Below are 18,381 nucleotides of genomic sequence, written 5' to 3' on the forward strand. Positions count from 1 at the left end.
TAGATGAAGTTAAATTTAATCAAATTTTCTTCTCGAGCAACCAAATTCAAGTAATTTTGGGCATCAATTTAAAAACACTGTTATGGGAATTTTCAACGCCATTATGGGCAATGCTTCTGAAGTAGATTTATCGCAAGTTGCCAAAGAATTCGAACCGATTTTGATTGACGGCGAGAACATCGAGAAAGCATTTAAGATGGTCAAAGACATGTTTATCTTCACCAACAAACGATTGATTTTAGTCGAAAAACAACTCGTCGGCAGCAAAGTAGATTACCTTTCTATTCCATATTCGAACGTCATTAAATTCTCTAAAGAAAGTGCCGGAATTCTTGACCTAGACGCCGAACTTAAAATCTGGATCAAAGACGAAGCGGCTCCAATTGTCAAACAATTTGGCAAAGGCGGTAACAACATCAACGACGTTTACCGTATTCTAAGCACGCATATTTTAAAGTAAATCGAATTTCATTGCGGTCTGGGCCATTCTATAAGCTGATACGAACAAAAATATTAGGCATGACTCCCAGTGAATAATAATCTTGGGTTTTGTAACTTGTATTGACCACACTGCCGATGGAGGAATATTGTCTTTCATACTCACGACTGATTAAAGAACGACGGTTATAGAGGTTATAAATGGAAAAACCAACTTTTCCAGACCATGATTTCTGCGTTCTGAACTGATAGATTGCCGATACATCCAACCGGTGATAACTCGATAGTCGCTCGGTATTGAAAGCCGCCACTTGATTGCTTTGATTAAGCAAACTATACGGTTTTCCGCTGTGCCAAAACCAACCCGAAGTAACCGAAAAATGATTCCATTTTTTATAAAACGAAAGGTTCAGTGCGTGGCGAATGTCTGCATTGATTGGAAAATAATCTCCGTTATTTACGGCATCGAAACGGTTTTTGGAATCTTGGAAAGTGTAGGTCAGCCAACTGCGCCAATTAGGGGCGTTCTTCTGAATTAAAATATCAATGCCTTTGGTAAAACCTTTTCCTTGATGGATTTGTGAATCGAATTGGTTCAAAAATCCAAAAGTGAGCGAAGTAATTCCGTGAGCGATTTTATAATAGGTTTCCAAATCAAAAACCCACGAATTTTTCTTGTAAATCAGTCCGGTCGTGAATTGATGCGCTCGCTGGATTGGATAATTTTCCTTATCGGCAAGCACCCAAAGGTAATTCTCCAAACTCAAATCGTTGGCCACACTTTCGCGCACTTGGCTCATGATTTGGCTCTTGCGTTCGTAGGAAGTTTGCCAAAATAAGCCATTGGTTATGGTTCTTTGCACAAAAACTCTAGGCTCAAAACTATCGGCTTTCAAAGCACTAAAATAATTGTAACGCGTGCCGGCTTGAAAGCTCCATTTCTGAGGTTGATACTGCCAAAAAACATAACCAGAATGCGTCACATTGAAGAAATGTTTCAAGTCGAGGGTAATACTCAAATCTTGGCTTTGGCTCACAAAGGAATGCGAAACATCATTACCTGAAAGCACGTAACCCAATTCAAAATTCATTTGGTCATTGTACTTAAATTTTAAACGGGTTTCCATACCTGAATCGGTCACGCGATTGAGTTTCTGGAACAATTCAAAAGTGTCAGCTGTTTTGTCGGTTCGGTCTTTATATTCAAAAGTATAACCCGAATAATGCAAAAGTGTTTCTTGTTTTAAACGTTTACCATATTGTTGTTTCCAATGAAAAGCGAAGCCCTGATTATCAATGCGCATTTTCTGGTTTTGTGTCTGATTGTTAGGAATCGACGTCGAAAAATCAAGGTTATTATCGATCCAAATACTAGTGAAAGAGAACTCGGTTTTCTCGGCCGCTTTCCATAACAATCTCGCCGAATAATCGGTAAAGCGAAATTTGTTCTGATCATCAAAATCATCAAAGTCGGTATGCTGGAAAACTTTGTCTGCCAAAGCATCGAAAGTAGCGGTCTGAAGCCATTCAGTAAACGACTTCCTGCCTGAAAGTTCTAGGCTCAACTTACTTTTAATTACTGGCGCTTTGAGATAAATATCGGCGTTGAGTGCATTGATTCCTGCATCAACTTTCCACTGGCCATCTGCTTTTCCATAGGGCTGAATATCGATGACACTCGAAATTCTTTCGCCAAATTTGGGATGTGTGCCTTGGTTCTGATAATTCACTATTTGCGGTACATTAGGATTGAAACCGGAAATCATCCCAAACAAATGCCCCGGATGATACATGCGAATTCCATCCCACAAAATCAAGTTTTGATCAGATGTTCCTCCACGAATATACAAGCCACTTGCGGTTTCGTTCGGACTTTTCACACCGGGTAATTGTTGCAAGGAAAGCAGTAAATCGGTATCAGTAACGCCTGGAAGAGCTTCAATTTTCTGCGGCATTAAAGTGATTTGTTGGTCATTTTTATTAATGCCTTTAGAGAGTAAAACTTCAATTAAGATTTCCTTGAGTGGTTCGCCTGTAACTGGAGGTTCATCCGGTAGCGAAACCGAAAAATAACGCGAATTGATTGGAGTAATTTTTAGCAATGCTTGATTTTCTATAGCATTATTAACAGCTTCTAAAGTATAATTACCTTCCGCCAACGCAATGGTCTTGGGAGCTACTATGCTGTCAATATACGAATACTTCACCTCAAATTTAGTTTCAATAACTGCCAAAACTTGGCTTAATGGCGTATTGTTGAAAGTAAAAAACGACCGATGGCTTTTCTGTGACCAGCCCATCGTAGCGTAGAAAAATAAAATCAACAATACTACAGATCTCATTCTGAAATGTGGATGGTTTCGGAATTGGTTTGTTCAAATTTTAATTGCAGCGGTAAACAAATTGATTGCAATGCCACTTGCCAATTGTCATTGGTGAAACTTCCGGTAAATCGGACATTGGCTAAAGATTTCGGAAAGCCTACTTTGTAATGATATTGGCTTTCGAATTGGGCAATAACAGCTTGCATTGGTGCATTTTTAAAAGAAGTTTCGCCGTCAATCCAACTGGATTTAGTGTGGGTTAGGTCTTGCCAAGTTTCGGCTGTTTGATTGAAAAATCGAAGTGATTCTCCATGGGTTAAAACCTTTGTTGCGGTAGAAGTAGTGACGCTCACTTTGCCTTCAAAACAGTGCACTTCGAGGAAATCTTTTTGCACTAAAACGTCGAATTGCGTGCCGAGTACTTGTACTTTTCCTTGAGCGGTTTCTACCGTAAATGTACTGCCTTTAGCCACCTTAAAATAAGCTTGCCCACAGAGTTTTAGATTGCGGTTATAACTAAAAAAAGTAGGATAACTGACGCTTGAATTTGCGTTTAAAACCACTTCAGAGCCATCGGTCAAAACTAAAGTTTGCTGTTTTCCGTAACTGGTTTGAACAGTATTTGAGAAGGCCAACAAATGATACAAGCCGAAAAGCACAAGTAGTGCAGCCGCTAGAGAAGTATACACATAAAGTCTGCGAACTTTCGATTGCTGCTGCGTCTTTAAAGCGATTTTATCTTGAATAGCATTGAAATTTCGGTCCAAATCGGGTGGGCCCAAATCGATGGATTGCAATGAAAACCGAAGTTTCCGATAAGCATTAAAATCACTTTCAGTCACGAATTGAAGCAACTCTTCATCGGTGATTTTACCCGAAAGCCAATCAGACAAATAGGTTTCTTGGTGGTTATCTGGTGTCTTTTTCATCATAAATCTCATTAAACATTTTTGACCACTTTTCTTAGTGAAAGCAAGGCCAGATGCATTCTTTTCTCTACAGCTTTAACAGACAAATCAAGCAAAGTAGCAATCTCGGCGTAAGTATGGTTCTCGAATCGGTTCATTAAAAATACGGTGCGTTGTTTCTCGGGTAATTCGTTGATGGCCTTTTCAAGTTCTTTTTTAAGTTCGGCCTCAACCAGCAAAAATTCGGGCGATTCTTCATGCGTTGCTTTGGGTTTGGATTGCTGCTCGAAATTCAGTACTACTTTATCGTGTTTGATGTGATTGAGTGAAAGTCGAATAGCTGTTGTGAAAAGAAAACTTTTGGCTTGTTCAGGTTGGAGCATACCGCAATTTTCCCATAAAATAACGAAAGCGTTCTGAGCCACATCTTCTGCCCTATCGATGTCTTTGAATTTATACGCTAGAAAATTCCGAAGCAATTTGAAATGTGCATCGAATACCGATCGAAAGACGGTTTCAGAACACAAACAAGGCACAGATTTGCTATCGTTTTGACTCATACTCTTTTAAAAATTGTTACCACATACCCTTGCTTAAAGAATATGTGGCAACAAAAAACTAACTAGCTTCTTTTTCAATAATTATTTAACCCTTTATGGACAAGAAAGTTCAATTTGACTTTGAAAAGCGGCCTGATTGGCAAACGTGTATACCGAATTTCCAAACGTTGCCGTAATCGGATATGACATCGCTGGCATAATGGGTTGATTCACCGGATTCCAATATTGAAGCAATTCACCGTTATTGTTCACCGTAACCAAAGCACCTTGATATTGCACATTCACTGGATAAACGATATTGAAGCAATTACCCAACAGCTCACCAAAATTGGGTGCCGGACAAGTCACAAAATCATTTTGGGTAAATCCTTCGCATTGGGCCCAGCAAGCATTGTCGAATTGTCTGATACCAACCGGAGTTTGCACACATACTGGGTTATAATCTGTCGGACAAGTACAAATACCGTTGCAATTCGGTTTGATCCAATTGGCGATGGCTGAGCAATTCGCACCGATTCTGATTTGGCAGTTGTCATTCGGAATTGTTGTAAGCGAATACGGGAAATTCGGGATAGTTACCGGCAGCGAAGCAATTGAGTATGTACCCAAGAGTTCATTCCCGCTAGTAAATACTTGGAAGTTTGGAGCGGTTGGGTTTACTGAATCAAAGTCAATAGTCAATTCGTAAGTACCATTAGCACTACAAGCGCCTGGAGTAGCCACGACATTGGTAATACTACAATCGCCACTTCCGTTGCAAGAAATGAAATCATTCTGAGTGAAACCGGCACACATCGCATAACATGTATTAGCGAATTCCACAATTCCTGTAGGCGTTTGTACGCAAACCGGAACGTACTCTTGAGTACAGATGCAATTATTGTCATTACAGTCATTTACAGCATTGTAAAAATCATATATGCTATTGAGCACTATGGTTTGATTTTGATTGACAATAGTAATTGGGAACACAATATTGGCTTCGGTAGTGGCCGGATTGTTCAAATAAGCATTGAGTTCTTCCTGAGAATTAATAGTAACAGATTGCCCGTTAGCTACTGCTGTTATTGGAAAAACAATATCAAAACAATAGGTGTGTTGCAAATCATCATCAAAAGTAGGTAGTCCGCATTGGATAATGAGTGCAATCAAATCGGCCTCATCGTTAATGGTTTGCACCGCACCACCGTATTGCACCTGAAAAGGAAAAACCACAGCCGTTAAATGCAAAGCCGGAGATTCGTTGTTAAGAATTTCAAGCAAACCCTCTAAACTCGACGCTGTAATAAGTGTGCCGTTGTTGTAAGCGAAAGTAATCGGAAACACAAACTCGAAACACAGCATCGGATTCGCTGAATCAGCATTGACTTGCGCACTTCTGTTCGGCCCAACAGTATTTTCTAATTTTAATTTGTTCAGTACGGTGCGCATGGCTGTACTTTCCACAGCAGCATCTGAACTTACAATCGATTTCTCATCGGAACACGAATAAAAAGTAACCGCAGAGAAAACAACGAGTAAAAGCAAGGTTTTAATGGTTTTCATATCAATTTGATTTTTAAGTTTCATAGTTTAGACAACCCAACTTGAGGCCACCCTACTTTTTTGAAAAACTTTTTCACTAAGATATTGAAAAACAAAAATCCCAACCTTTCGATTGGGATCAAATTTACTTTTTGAAATTCGCTAGTCCGGCCCTGAGCCAACTTTCGTATTCTTGAAAGCTAGTATAACTCATAGTTGGCGTTTGCGGATTCAGATTATTGCCCTGCAAATCGGTGAGTACATAAAGCGGTTGTGTATTGGTTTTGTAATTCGTAATCATAAAATCAGTCCATTTATCGCCGACGGTTTCGATTTCAGCACCAGTGGCCTTTGAAACAGTTTGCTCATGCTCAGGCAAGGTTCTTTTGTCATCAACATACAAAGAAATCAAAACGACTTCATTTTTAAGAATAGATAAAATCGGTGCTTCTACCCATACGTTGTTTTCCATTTTGCGGCAATTCACGCAAGCATAACCTGTAAAATCGAGCATGATGGGTTTGTTCACAGATTTCGCGTAGGCCAAACCTTTATCATAATCGTTGAAGACAGTAATTCCGTGCGGGCCGGATACAGCGCCTTCAGGCAAAGCAGCTTCAGACTTGGCAGCGCTAGAACCACCCACACCAAAAGGGCTTTCGCTATATTCCATCGGCGGTGGGAAAGCGTTGATTAATCGCAATGGTGCACCCCAAAGCCCCGGAATCATATAAACCGTAAATGATAAAACTAGTAAACCAGTCAGTAATCTTCCTACCGAAATGTGCGTCAACGGACTATCGTGCGGTGTAGAGATTTTCCCGAAAAGGTATAACGCCAAGGCTCCAAAAATCGCAATCCATATCGCAAGGAAAACTTCGCGCTCCAATAAATGTAACTGTAAAACTAAGTCTGCATTAGACAAGAATTTAAACGCCAAAGCCAACTCTAAAAATCCTAGAAACACTTTAACGGTATTGAGCCAACCGCCTGATTTTGGCAACGATTGCAACCAACCCGGGAACATAGCAAAAAGCATGAACGGTAAAGCCAAAGCCGTTGAAAAACCTAACATCCCGACAATTGGGCCTATTCCTCCGCGAGAAGCCGCTTCAAACAAAAGCGTTCCTACAATCGGGCCGGTGCACGAAAACGAAACAATCGCCAGGGCCAAAGCCATAAACAAAATTCCGATGATTCCGCCGCGGTCTGCTTGACGATCGACCTTATTGGCCCAAGAATTTGGCAACATAATTTCGAAAGCACCTAAGAACGAAGCAGCAAAAAACACCAAAAGAAGGAAGAAAATCACATTGAACCAAACGTTGGTAGCTAAGGCATTCAAGGCATCGGCACCAAAAATCGCAGTGACCAATGAACCTAAAACCACATAAATCACAATAATCGAAATACCGTAAATAATCGCGTTACGAATTCCGGCAGCCTTGGTTTTACTTTGTTTGGTAAAGAAACTCACGGTCATCGGAATTAGCGGAAACACACAAGGGGTGAGCAATGCTGCAAAACCCGAGAGAAAAGCAATGAAGAAAATTGACCAAAGCCCGAGAGGCGTTTTCTCTGCGGTGGCGGCGATTTCTGTTTTTGGCGCCGGTGTTTCTTTGACTTCGGCTGCAGTTGCGACTACTTTTGCAGTGTCAATAGTTGTGGTGTCGACTGCTGTTGGGATTATCGCAGTTTCTTCTGTGGTCATTTCCGGAAGCGTGAACTTGAATTTCTCGACCAAATTCACACACGAAGCCTTACAAGCTTGATAATCGACAGCCACTTCGATTTTTTTGAGTTTCGGGTTAGTGACTTTGATTTCCTGCTCGAAATGGATTTTGCCCTCGAAGTAGGTTTCGTTCACGCCAAAGACTTCATTGAAACCGGTTTTAGTATTTCTTTCCTTGGTTTTTCCGACCAAGCTGTAATTGCCTTGTTGGTCTTTGAAAGTAAGTTCCATTGGGAGCGAACCGCCTTCATCGGTAAATTGTGAATACACGTGCCATTCTTTTTCAATGGTCGCGTCGAAAATTAAAACAACATTGGTAGCCGATTTTTTCTGGGTTTTGCTGCTCCATTTGACAGGTTGCAGAATTTGAGCTTGCACAGTTAAGGCGATGAAAACTAAAACAACGGAAAAGATTTTTCTCATGGGGTAACTTCTATTTTTAATATTTTTTGGGTTTTGGATGTCACTTTAAACCGCTCATCTTGTCGAAACCCTACTATCCATAGGATTTTGCTCGCCGAGCATAGCAACCAAGCTTTCTCCTTGTCTATTAATGATAATTTTTCGTCTTTGAAAAACTTACTTACCTTTTTTGACTGGCCTTGCATTCCGAGCGGTTGAAAAATATCGCCGGTTTGCCATTTTCTGAGCACCAGCGGATATTCTAACTGTTCTGCATCGACAAATATAACCGAATTGGATGCTGCAGAAATGTCGGCTACCAGACTAAACGAAAGATTTAAGGGAAAATTAACGTCTGCTTGTTGGCTGTCAATATAAAATTCCGTGACCGATGCAGCGTTATCAATCGGTGCCACAATCAGTACTTTTCGGTCTTTAAGCAAACGGTAATGCGTTGAAAATACTTGCTTGCCCGATTGGCCTTTCGATAAAGCATAAATATCATCCCAAGCAGAAAAACCAAATTCCTTGAGCCATTGGTACAGATAGGAAGTATAATTCGGAAGCTGCAGCAATTTCTTCAAATTAAAATGAATTTCATTGCCTTTGGCTACGGCGACTTGCTGGTAAACCATTACGGAGGCGTCGTCAGCCATTGCTTTGGATTGTTGTAAATATGACTGGGTTTTCTCAAACGAATCTAAAAAACTCGGATTCAACGCTTTAAAAACCGGTATCAAATCGTGGCGGATTTTATTGCGCAAGTATTTGTCTGAAGCGTTGCTGCTATCTTCGCTCCATTGCAGTTTGCTTTCGTTGGCATGCAAAACCAAATCGATCCTGCTGAAACCCAACAACGGGCGAATAATTTTGTGGTTGAGCACCGGAATTCCGGTTAAACCGTCCAAGCCTGTGCCGCGAATGAGGTTGATCAGGAAGGTTTCCAGATTATCGTCGGCGTGGTGGGCAGTGAGTAAATAATCGTAGTTTCCGGTTTCAAGCAATTCGTAAAACCAATTGTAACGCAACTCACGAGCAGCCACTTGAACCGACAATTTATAATCTTCGGCAAAAGTCAAAGTATCAAAACGAGTTGTAAAAACAGGAATTTTGTGCTGTTCCGCGAAAGATTTGACAAAAATTTCATCCTGATCGCTTTCTTCACCTCGCAACTGAAAATTACAGTGCGCCACCGCAATATCGTAGGGCAACTGGCGCATCAAATCGAGCATTACCATACTGTCCATGCCGCCGCTGACCGCCAAAAGCAACTTACGGCCTTTGAGAAAAGGGAAATTTTCGTCTAGATGTTCCTGAAGCATTCCAAGCATAGCCAAATGTAGCGAATTGCGCTGAATTATTGTAAAACTTCGTGCATCGCCTTGGCTTTGAGTAAACATTCTTCGTATTCATTTGCTGCAACAGCCAATGAAGTAATCGCACTGCCCACTGAAAACGAAACGTATTGCTTTTCCTGATTATAAAGAATACTGCGGATGACCACATTGAAATCAAAATCATTATCCGGTGTAAAATAACCAACTGCTCCGCTGTAAAGCCCGCGTTTGGTTTCTTCTAGATTTTCAATAAGCTGCATGGCGGAAATCTTCGGTGCGCCGGTCATGCTGCCCATTGGGAAAGTAGTTTTGATGGCATCGACTGCTGAATATTCGGGATTTAATCTCGAACTGATGGTTGAAATCATTTGATGCACTTGCAAAAACGAATAAATGCCGCACAATTCCTCCACTTTGACGCTTCCCTTCTGCGCGGTTCTAGACAAATCATTGCGCACTAAATCAGTAATCATGATGTTCTCGGAACGCTCTTTCGGGTCGGCGGCCAATTGATTTTTGGAAAGCAAATCTTCTTGCGAATCGGAAAATCGTTTGGCGGTGCCTTTGATGGGTTGCGAAATAAGGGTTTCACCTTGTTTTTTGAGATAACGTTCTGGTGAGGCTGACAATAGAAAATGCTGATGGTTCTTCAAGAAAACAGAAAACGGTGCTTGCGAGATTTCGTTGAGTTTGAAAAATTTCTCCAGCGGATCAATCGTGGCTTGCTCGGCAAAAAATTCCATACAGAAATTGGCTTCGTAAATATCGCCAAGATGGATGTGCTCAAGCATTCGGTTGACTTTGCCAATGTATTCGTCTTTGGAAATCCTTTGTCTTATTTGGAGCGCGTTGTGAGTTGTCGATTGCGAATTGCGGGTGGTGAGTTGAATGATCGAAAAATCGTCATCAAACTCGTCGTCACACATCCTTAAATACTGTACTTCAAGTTGATTTCCTTTCAATAAAAATAGCTTCTTAGGCTGAAAGAAATACAAATCCGGGAATTGTAAGCCGTCGTAGTTATCAGACGAAAGTGCTTCCAAATCATTTTTTAAATCGTAAGTCAAATAGCCGAAAAGCCAATCTTGGGTCGTTTGCTGGTATTGCTTCAAATCTTCAAAGGCGTTCTGCACGTCGGTTCTGATTGAAGTGAAAGCAGCTACCGCTAAAACACAATCGTAACTAGAATATGCAGCTGCGTGCGAATTACTGTCTAGAAAAACAATTTCACAAAACTGCTGTGCCCAAGCCAGAAGCTGTTGTTTGAATACGTCCGGCTGTGCTATCTGCCGGTGGAAATAAGTTCTCAAGAATTCATTTTTTGAGCTTCAAAATTACAACAAAAATGAGTAGAAAATTTGTGGCACGTTTTTTATTGCGAGCGGAAAACTTCCACATAAAATTGACGCTTATCGATTAAAAAATTACTAGAACTCTTTGCCAGACAAGCCCCAAGAATCTAAGCACAGTAATTTATTAATCACCTTAAATAAGCAATTTTATGAAGACCAAACCCCGCATTAGTTTGATTGTAGCCGGACTTTTAATTCTGGCTGTAGCCTGTAAACAAAGAGAAGCCGCCGCTGAAGAAGCTGCTATTTCTAATGAAAAAATGGGCATTTCTGCCGACAGTACTGCATCGCCCAATGCCAACGCTATTCAAATGCCTGAACGGAAATTCATCCGCACCGCAGAGCTGAAATTCAAAACCAAAAACGTGTCGCAATCCACCGATGCTATAGAAGAAACTGTTCGAATTGCCGGTGGCTTTGTTCAGGATTCTGAATTGGAAAGCACCATCAACCAACAATTCTCGACTAAAATCAGTCAAGACAGCACTTTGGAAACCACCAAATACACGGTTGAAAACAATATTGTCTTAAGAGTTCCGAACCGGCAATTTGATTTCGTCCTGAAATCGATCGCGAAAGAAATCACCTTCCTAGACAGCCGCCACCTTAAAGCCGATGATGTAGCCCTGCAACTTTTAGCCAACGAAATGGCATCGCGCCGAAGCAACCAACACCAAAAACGCCTCGAAAAAGCCATCGATACCAAAGGCCAAAAACTCAACCAAATCACCGAGGCAGAAAATGCCGTAAACCAAACAGGAACAGCCCAAGACGAAAAGAAAATCGAAAATTTGGCGCTACAGGACCAAGTCAATTTTAGCACGATTACGTTGCATCTTTACCAAAAAGAAACCATCAAACAAGAAGTCGTAGCGCGTGAAAAAGACGCAAGCGATTACCAGCCGCAACTCGGAATACAACTAGTAGACGCGCTAAAATCCGGCTGGTATGTGCTCGAAAGTGTATTCGTTTTCCTTGTCAGAATCTGGAGTTTGATTTTAATCGTACTTGTTCTATTTCTTGCTATCAGGAAATACAAAAAATAAAATATTCAATATTTGAAATCTGTGAAAATCTGTGCCATCTGTGTTTAAAAAAAGCCGTTCAATCGAACGGCTTCCTTATTTATCAAAAACTAAATTTTAAACATGCAACGCCCGGTTATCGGTAGCCGCCAAGGCTGCTTCTTTCACAGCTTCGGCAAAGGTTGGGTGCGCGTGACTCATTCTTGAAATATCTTCTGCAGATGCTTTATATTCCATAGCAGTGACAGCTTCAGCGATTAAATCTGCGGTTCTCGCGCCAATCATGTGAACGCCCAACACTTCGTCTGTTTTGGCATCAGCTAGGATTTTCACAAAACCATCAGTATCGCTGCTGGCTCTGGCTCTTCCTAAAGCTTTGAAAGGAAAACTTCCAGATTTATAAGCTACTCCGGCAGCTATCAACTGCTCTTCGGTTTGGCCAACAGCTGCAACTTCCGGCCAAGTATAAACTACACCAGGAATCAAATTGTAATCAATATGCGGTTTTTGTCCGGCGAGAATTTCTGCTACCATGGTGCCTTCTTCCTCGGCTTTGTGGGCTAACATGGCGCCACGAACTACATCGCCAATTGCGTAGATATTCGGAACATTGGTTTGTAAATGGTCGTTGACCTCTACCATGCCTCTTTCGGTCAGTTTCACGCCTGCTTTATCGGCATTCAAACCGTCAGTGTATGGACGACGGCCCACCGCTACCAAAGCGTAATCGCCTTCGAGTGAAATGGTTTCTCCTTTTGGTGTTTCGGCTTTTACGGTTACGGCTTTTCCTTTTCTTTCCACAGCTTGTACCTTGTGCGAAACGTAGAACTTCATACCTTGTTTTTTCAAGACTTTAGTAAGTTCTTTCGAAAGCGAGCTGTCCATGCCCGGAATGATTCGGTCCATAAATTCAACCACGGAAACCTCAGCGCCGAGACGAAGGTAGACTTGGCCCAACTCAATTCCGATCACGCCGCCACCGATGATGATTAAATGTTTAGGCACTTCTTTGAGTTTCAAAGCTTCGGTGGATGTGATGGTTCTTTCTTTGTCTAACTTGATAAACGGCAAATTCGACGGTTTAGAACCCGTTGCGATAATCGTGTATTTGGCTTCAATGGTTTCGGTTTTGCCATCGGCTTTGGCAATGTTGATATGCGTGGCGTCTTTGAACGAACCTACACCTTCGAAAACGGTAATTTTGTTTTTGTCCATCAGGAATTTCACCCCGCCCGAAGTTTGATCCACTACGGCTTGTTTGCGCGCGATCATTTTTTCAAGGTTGACTTTCACTTTTCCCGAAACTTCGATTCCGTGCTCTTCAAAATGCTGCAACTCTTCGTAATGGTGTGAAGAAGCTAGCAATGCTTTCGATGGAATGCAACCCACATTAAGGCAAGTGCCCCCTAAAGTGCTGTATTTTTCAATAATAGCGGTTTTAAAACCCAACTGCGCGCAACGAATCGCTGATACATATCCGCCCGGCCCTGAACCTATAATGACTACGTCGAATGAACTCATAATTTGCTTTGTTGTTTTTGATTTTGGTGCAGCAAATTTAGTTCTTTTTATGCTAGGTTGTATGCGGAATTAGTTGATGGTTGTTGGTTGATGGTTTGACTTCAAGGAATTTTGGGCGTGACCACAAGGGTCGGGTTTTCCGCACTCGCTTTTTTGCGTTGAAGGTTAAGCTGCCCAAGACATCACAGTGCCGCAAAAAGAGCTCAGACAATGCTGCAACCCCTCACGCGGAATCAAAACGTTGTACCAGAAGAAAAACGAAAACCGAGCACTACTGCCCTAGCCCCGATAGCAGTGAAAAGCCCGCAGCGCAGTGAGGACTTGCAACGGATAGCGGGAAACAGCTCCCGAAAAGTTTACAGTTGACAGTTGACAGTTCGTTTACGGAAAGTTGGCTTTTCTAGAGGCACTTCGTGTAGACCGCTGCGCTGCAATATAGTTTACGGAAAGTTGAACTGTAGTTTCTCAATACCATTTTTTTAGACTGAAGCACTTGCTGGCCATCAATTCCACAAATGAGCTAAAAGCTAATAGCTGACAGCTTTCGGCTAATTCCACGGGACAAATCCAACCAACAATCAAAAACCACTATCTTTGCCGCTCAAACCAAGACCATGATTCCACAAGATACGATTGTTGCCCTTGCGACGCCTTCGGGTGCCGGTGCCATTGCCATTGTCCGGCTTTCGGGCAGTGAGGCGATTGCGTTGGCGGCCGGGGTTTTTAAATCGGTGCGTGGGAAAGACTTGCTCAAACAGAAATCGCACACACTGCATTTGGGCCATATTGTGGACGGCGAGAAAACGCTCGATGAAGTTTTGGTGTCGGTTTTTAAAGGTCCGAATTCGTATACCGGCGAAAACACGGTCGAGATTTCGTGCCACGGTTCTACTTACATTCAACAGCAGATTATCCAGCTTTTGTTGCGTAAAGGTGCGCGTATGGCCAACGCTGGCGAATTTACTTTACGCGCTTTTCTGAACGGGAAACTAGATTTGTCACAAGCCGAAGCGGTAGCCGATTTGATTTCGTCTGACAATGAGGCTTCGCACCAGATTGCGATGCAGCAAATGCGCGGCGGTTTCTCAAACGAAATTGCGAACCTGCGTACCGAACTGCTCAATTTCGCCTCGCTAATCGAACTTGAACTCGATTTTGCCGAAGAAGATGTAGAATTTGCCGACCGTTCTCAATTCCGTGAATTGATTGAGCGTATCGAACTGGTTTTGAAAAGATTGATTGATTCTTTCGCCGTTGGAAATGTAATCAAAAACGGCATTCCCGCAGCCATCGTCGGCGAACCGAACGTAGGAAAATCAACTTTGCTCAATGCGCTTTTGAATGAAGAACGCGCCATCGTTTCTGAAATCGCCGGAACCACGCGCGACACGATTGAAGACGAACTCGTGATTGATGGCATTGGTTTCAGATTCATCGATACGGCCGGAATTCGCCAGACGAAAGACGTCGTGGAAAATATTGGTATTCAACGTACTTTCGAGAAAATGGAACAAGCGCAAGTCGTTATGTTTTTGGTTGACAGTTCCAGATTAGTTGACAGCTCACTGTTGACAGTTGACAGTTTGAAAGTCGAAATCGAGAAAATCAAAAACCAGTTTCCGCTGAAACAATTGATTGTCGTATTGAACAAAATCGACGCGCTGGCTGCAGAACAATTAGAGAATATCGTTGCCCAACTCAATCCTAACAACCATCAACCAACAAGCAACAACCACCAACTAATCCCGATTTCCGCCAAAAACAAAACCGGCATCGACACGCTCAAAAACCAACTGCTTTCATTGGTAAATACCGGCGCACTCCGAAACAACGAAACCATCGTCACCAATACACGGCATTACGATTCTTTGCTCAAAGCGCTCGAGGAAATCCAGAAAGTAAAGCATGGTTTGCAAACGAATTTGTCGTCAGACTTGATGGCAATTGACATTCGTGAGGCGTTGTATCAGTTTGGTTTGATTACCGGTCAAGTGACTAATGACGAGCTTTTGGGGAATATTTTTGCGAATTTTTGTATCGGGAAATAGTTGACAGTTCGTTTACGGAAAGTTGACTTTTTTAGAGGCACTTTGTGCAGACCGCTTCGCTTTAAGAGCCAAGACCGCTTCGCTGCTAGATAGTTTTCGGAAAGTTGAGCTGTAGCTTTCTGAATTCAATTTTTTTAGAGTTTTTTTTTCTAATACACAAAAAACCTCCCATTGCTGAGAGGCTTCATTTTAAAATATCATTGTCGGTTATTGAATCACCAATTTCTTGATTACCGTAGTTTTTTCAGAAGTGATTTTCATCATGTAAACACCACTAGTCAAGTGCAACGGGATTTTAGTTTCGCTGTTGAAATCAGCATGATACAATTTTGCGCCTGAAATAGAATAAATCTCGACTTGGCCCATATCAACACCCGAAATCCAAAGATAATCTTTTGCTGGATTTGGGTATAGTGTTATTTTATTTTCGGTAAATGAATTGTTGCCCAAAGCGGCAAACCACTGTTGTCCTGCATTCGGACCCCAAATGTAATCGGCCAATAACGGATAATCTATGAAAGGGTTGCGGTTCTGCTGCCAAGTGTAAATATAGTTGTTGCGGTTCATTTCAAAATCGTCGCTGCGGTCTTGATGATTCCAAGTGAGCAAAGTAGCCAAATCGCCAATTTGTCCAAAAGTGCCGTCGACCGGATTGCCATTCACCACATTCAAACCGTTATAGCGAATGGCCATGTAGAATAACGCCCGCGCTACATCGCCTTTCCAAGTACTGGTCGGATTGCTTGATGGTCCGTTGTAATCTACTCCGTAATTGCGGTTGCCACGAGAAGAATTTTCTTGCCCATCCACAGCCCGCAAATGGTGGGCATCAGACAAACCGGCACCAATATCATCCGGCCCACTGGCTGCCCATACATTGATTCCGTCCGGATTGGTGTTATACAAATCGCCATAGTTTCCGCGCGATTGTGAATAAATATGTTCCCGATTCCATTTCCCTACAATGCTGCTTCCGATTTGATAATCAAATTTTGACCGCGGTTGTTCGGTATAAATGAGCCAAACCTGATTGCCGTTTTCCGGATTCTGATCGGCCGTTTTCAAGATATTGATCACATCGCCATAACTGTGCGCGCGTACTGCCGACGGATTGGCAATAATATCTTGAATGCCCTGTTTTAAAGCAGCTCCCGATAGCCCTTCAAGCGAACTATAATAGCCCGCCGGTGCCGTACTAGATACCAAACCATAAGTCGGGTTGGCCGGCGTTCCGAAAGGTAAAGTGACGAAATTCATATCTACCACACGAACAATCACATTGTTGTTTTGCAAGCTATAACCAGTAGGCAAATTACTCGCGGTAATTTTCATTTCCTCATCGCCTTCAATATTGCCATCGTTTAGGGTTTGAATCGTTCGCACCGCAATGGTTTGTCCAGACGGAATGCTTACAGTAGTCGAACCGGTAAAATCATTAGAATTAAAGCTGCCGTTGTTCAAACTGTAAGTAAAGTTCAAATTGGTAGTTGCTGGCGAAGTCAGCGTAAAAGTAATATCAATCGCATCGCCTTCATTGATTTGCGTAGTGTGCGCATCGATTTGCAGATAAGTCAAAATTACACCTGAGCCATCATTGTTCATGCCCGGCGTAGGTGCTTTGAGCTCGAAAGTACCATCGGTTTTTCTTTGAATGGATTCTGATGCCGCTGCACCATTGGCCTGTTCATTAATACATGTTGACAATCCGAAAACCGCCATCAATGCAGTAGGCTGAACTGTGGCATTGTTCGAATAGGCCAAAGCATCAATTAAGCCAATATTGGTCGCGGGTGTATTGGTCGGAAAATCCGTCGCATTACCTTGATATAAAGCCACAGCATCTGGGCCATTCTGAATGGTATTGTTTAAAATAATCGAAGCTGGTGTGGGCGAAACCAGCGCATTTCCGAAATGAATAATCCCATTAACATCCGTTAAATAGCCATCGAGATCGAGTGCCAAATAGCTGGCATTTCCTGTTCCGGCAGTAGTGGCATTAAAAAAAACAATCACATAACCATCGAGCGAAAAATTAGGTGCCGCCGATTTAAGCTCAATAAACTCTGCAGCATCAGTACCCGGTGTGTCAGTGTCTAATTCATTAATAACTACTTGACTTCTAGAGAGCAAGCTGGTTAAAAATAGGAGTAGGAAGTAGATTTTTTTCATTATTTCACATGGAATTAACCGGGCAAATATAGGCAATAATTGACGCTAAAGCAGCAGGCTTACGTTAAAGTCTGCCGCAATAACCTAATTTCGAAAACGGAGTACACCGAACTACAACATAAAACTGTACTTTTGCGCGAAATTTTAAAAGCACCCGCGCACCTTATGAAAAAAATTGTCGAGTACAGAAAACTGCTCAATGTAGAGAAAACGGTAACCTTAAAAGAACTCAAAACCATTTACCGCAATGCCATGAAAGAAAGCCATCCCGACAAATTTCAGGGTGATGAAGCCGGGCTAAAACAAGCCGAAGAAAACAGCAAAGACATCATCGAAGCTTATCATTTCTTGGTGAGTATCAACGCCGAAACCATCGCACAAGGTTTGCCTGAATACCGCGAAACCACCGCCAATGCGACAATCGTAGATTATGTTTATGAAAATATCCGCTTGAAAGTTACCTTTTCCAACGGCAGTGTTTACGAGTACATCAGTGTTCCCAAAGCCACTTACATTAAAATGGTCAATGCCGATTCTCCCGGGCGATTTGCCAAACGCCATATTTTTAATGAATTTCCTTATCGCAAAGTGAGTAATCAGGAGTAAGCGTTGTCGGTTGTCGGTTCGTGTAGACCGCTGCGCTTTGAGAGTCGAGACCGCTTCGCTGCAAGATTGTTTACGGAAAGTTGACTTTTCAGATGCACTTCGGGTAGACCGCTGCGTTTTGAGAGTCGAGACCGCTTCGCTGCAAGCTGGCAGGCAAAACTATATTTTACATTTTTTTATTTCAACTTTCATTTTTTGATCTGTTAAAAGTCAAATTGAGAATTTTTAGTCTTCAATCGAAAATCTCGTTATGACATTGTCCTTGCTTTAGCTTTGCATTATCTTGAACGCACGTATGCTGAACCACACTAGGTTTTATAGTTTAAGTTTAAAAAATCCAAACAAAATTATTGCACGGAAACGCTGCATCAAGTGAAATATCATTTACTAAAAACCATTCGACTGTATAAAAGCTATATTCTGTCGACCGTAATA

At 42.0% G+C, this 18,381-nt stretch carries 13 protein-coding genes; 4 read left to right on the plus strand and 9 right to left on the minus strand.

The genetic code is table 11. The features are described from left to right. The first annotated feature begins 82 nt into the window (after positions 1–82). The gene (locus tag G4D82_RS09090; protein WP_166336849.1) at positions 83–460 is read left to right on the plus strand and encodes a PH domain-containing protein; all 378 of its coding nucleotides are present in this window, start codon (positions 83–85) and stop codon (positions 458–460) included. Between the two features lie 28 nt (positions 461–488). Here the strand turns inward: G4D82_RS09090 and G4D82_RS09095 are convergent, their stop codons facing one another. The 7 genes from G4D82_RS09095 to G4D82_RS09125 all read right to left on the minus strand — a co-directional run bounded on the left by G4D82_RS09095 (position 489) and on the right by G4D82_RS09125 (position 10,535). Continuing rightward, entirely contained in the window at positions 489–2,780 is a 2,292-nt protein-coding gene (locus G4D82_RS09095) for a TonB-dependent receptor plug domain-containing protein (RefSeq protein ID WP_166336851.1), read from the minus strand. After that, positions 2,777–3,694 (minus strand): FecR family protein, encoded by a 918-nt coding sequence (locus G4D82_RS09100; protein ID WP_166336853.1) that lies wholly within the window; start codon positions 3,692–3,694, stop codon positions 2,777–2,779. The genes G4D82_RS09095 and G4D82_RS09100 overlap by 4 nt, the downstream gene beginning before the upstream one ends. An 8-nt stretch (positions 3,695–3,702) precedes the next feature. After that, positions 3,703–4,230 carry a sigma-70 family RNA polymerase sigma factor gene (locus G4D82_RS09105; protein ID WP_166336855.1) on the minus strand — a complete coding sequence of 176 codons (528 nt, stop codon included), beginning with the start codon at positions 4,228–4,230 and terminating at the stop codon, positions 3,703–3,705. A gap of 93 nt (positions 4,231–4,323) precedes the next feature. Beyond that, positions 4,324–5,775 carry a hypothetical protein gene (locus G4D82_RS09110; RefSeq protein ID WP_166336857.1) on the minus strand — a complete coding sequence of 484 codons (1,452 nt, stop codon included), beginning with the start codon at positions 5,773–5,775 and terminating at the stop codon, positions 4,324–4,326. 124 nt (positions 5,776–5,899) lie between these two features. Beyond that, positions 5,900–7,909 carry a protein-disulfide reductase DsbD family protein gene (locus G4D82_RS09115; RefSeq protein ID WP_166336859.1) on the minus strand — a complete coding sequence of 670 codons (2,010 nt, stop codon included), beginning with the start codon at positions 7,907–7,909 and terminating at the stop codon, positions 5,900–5,902. Beyond that, entirely contained in the window at positions 7,906–9,288 is a 1,383-nt protein-coding gene (gene tilS, locus G4D82_RS09120) for a tRNA lysidine(34) synthetase TilS (RefSeq protein WP_394352290.1), read from the minus strand. The genes G4D82_RS09115 and tilS overlap by 4 nt, the downstream gene beginning before the upstream one ends. Further along, complete coding sequence (locus G4D82_RS09125) at positions 9,246–10,535, minus strand: anthranilate synthase component I family protein (RefSeq protein ID WP_166336861.1); 1,290 nt, start codon at positions 10,533–10,535, stop codon at positions 9,246–9,248. Before G4D82_RS09125 ends, tilS begins: the two co-directional genes overlap by 43 nt. Before the next feature lie 191 nt (positions 10,536–10,726). Here G4D82_RS09125 and G4D82_RS09130 point away from each other — a divergent pair, with 191 nt between their 5' ends. After that, positions 10,727–11,623: a DUF4349 domain-containing protein gene (locus G4D82_RS09130; protein ID WP_166336863.1), complete on the plus strand. Its 897-nt coding sequence runs from the start codon at positions 10,727–10,729 to the stop codon at positions 11,621–11,623. Between the two features lie 96 nt (positions 11,624–11,719). On the opposite strand, the gene lpdA is transcribed toward G4D82_RS09130, so the two are convergent. Continuing rightward, positions 11,720–13,123 (minus strand): dihydrolipoyl dehydrogenase, encoded by a 1,404-nt coding sequence (gene lpdA, locus G4D82_RS09135; protein WP_166336865.1) that lies wholly within the window; start codon positions 13,121–13,123, stop codon positions 11,720–11,722. 614 nt (positions 13,124–13,737) lie between these two features. Here lpdA and mnmE point away from each other — a divergent pair. Beyond that, positions 13,738–15,171: a tRNA uridine-5-carboxymethylaminomethyl(34) synthesis GTPase MnmE gene (gene mnmE, locus G4D82_RS09140; RefSeq protein ID WP_166336867.1), complete on the plus strand. Its 1,434-nt coding sequence runs from the start codon at positions 13,738–13,740 to the stop codon at positions 15,169–15,171. A 207-nt stretch (positions 15,172–15,378) separates the two neighbouring features. On the opposite strand, the gene G4D82_RS09145 is transcribed toward mnmE, so the two are convergent. Next, positions 15,379–17,340 (minus strand): endonuclease, encoded by a 1,962-nt coding sequence (locus G4D82_RS09145; protein WP_166336869.1) that lies wholly within the window; start codon positions 17,338–17,340, stop codon positions 15,379–15,381. A 165-nt stretch (positions 17,341–17,505) separates the two neighbouring features. Between G4D82_RS09145 and G4D82_RS09150 the strand changes: the two genes are divergently transcribed. Next, positions 17,506–17,946: a KTSC domain-containing protein gene (locus G4D82_RS09150; protein WP_166336871.1), complete on the plus strand. Its 441-nt coding sequence runs from the start codon at positions 17,506–17,508 to the stop codon at positions 17,944–17,946. Positions 17,947–18,381: the final 435 nt, after the last annotated feature.

Source organism: Flavobacterium lotistagni (genome assembly GCF_011392125.1).
GTDB classification, from domain to species: domain Bacteria; phylum Bacteroidota; class Bacteroidia; order Flavobacteriales; family Flavobacteriaceae; genus Flavobacterium; species Flavobacterium lotistagni.

Coding starts and splice junctions, on each gene's coding strand:
- G4D82_RS09090 (WP_166336849.1), top strand. CDS start 83: ATGGGAATTTTCAACGCCATTATGGGCAATGCTTCTGAAGTAGATTTA.
- G4D82_RS09095 (WP_166336851.1), bottom strand. CDS start 2,780: ATGAGATCTGTAGTATTGTTGATTTTATTTTTCTACGCTACGATGGGC.
- G4D82_RS09100 (WP_166336853.1), bottom strand. CDS start 3,694: ATGATGAAAAAGACACCAGATAACCACCAAGAAACCTATTTGTCTGAT.
- G4D82_RS09105 (WP_166336855.1), bottom strand. CDS start 4,230: ATGAGTCAAAACGATAGCAAATCTGTGCCTTGTTTGTGTTCTGAAACC.
- G4D82_RS09110 (WP_166336857.1), bottom strand. CDS start 5,775: ATGAAAACCATTAAAACCTTGCTTTTACTCGTTGTTTTCTCTGCGGTT.
- G4D82_RS09115 (WP_166336859.1), bottom strand. CDS start 7,909: ATGAGAAAAATCTTTTCCGTTGTTTTAGTTTTCATCGCCTTAACTGTG.
- tilS (WP_394352290.1), bottom strand. CDS start 9,288: ATGTTTACTCAAAGCCAAGGCGATGCACGAAGTTTTACAATAATTCAG.
- G4D82_RS09130 (WP_166336863.1), top strand. CDS start 10,727: ATGAAGACCAAACCCCGCATTAGTTTGATTGTAGCCGGACTTTTAATT.
- lpdA (WP_166336865.1), bottom strand. CDS start 13,123: ATGAGTTCATTCGACGTAGTCATTATAGGTTCAGGGCCGGGCGGATAT.
- mnmE (WP_166336867.1), top strand. CDS start 13,738: ATGATTCCACAAGATACGATTGTTGCCCTTGCGACGCCTTCGGGTGCC.
- G4D82_RS09145 (WP_166336869.1), bottom strand. CDS start 17,340: ATGAAAAAAATCTACTTCCTACTCCTATTTTTAACCAGCTTGCTCTCT.
- G4D82_RS09150 (WP_166336871.1), top strand. CDS start 17,506: ATGAAAAAAATTGTCGAGTACAGAAAACTGCTCAATGTAGAGAAAACG.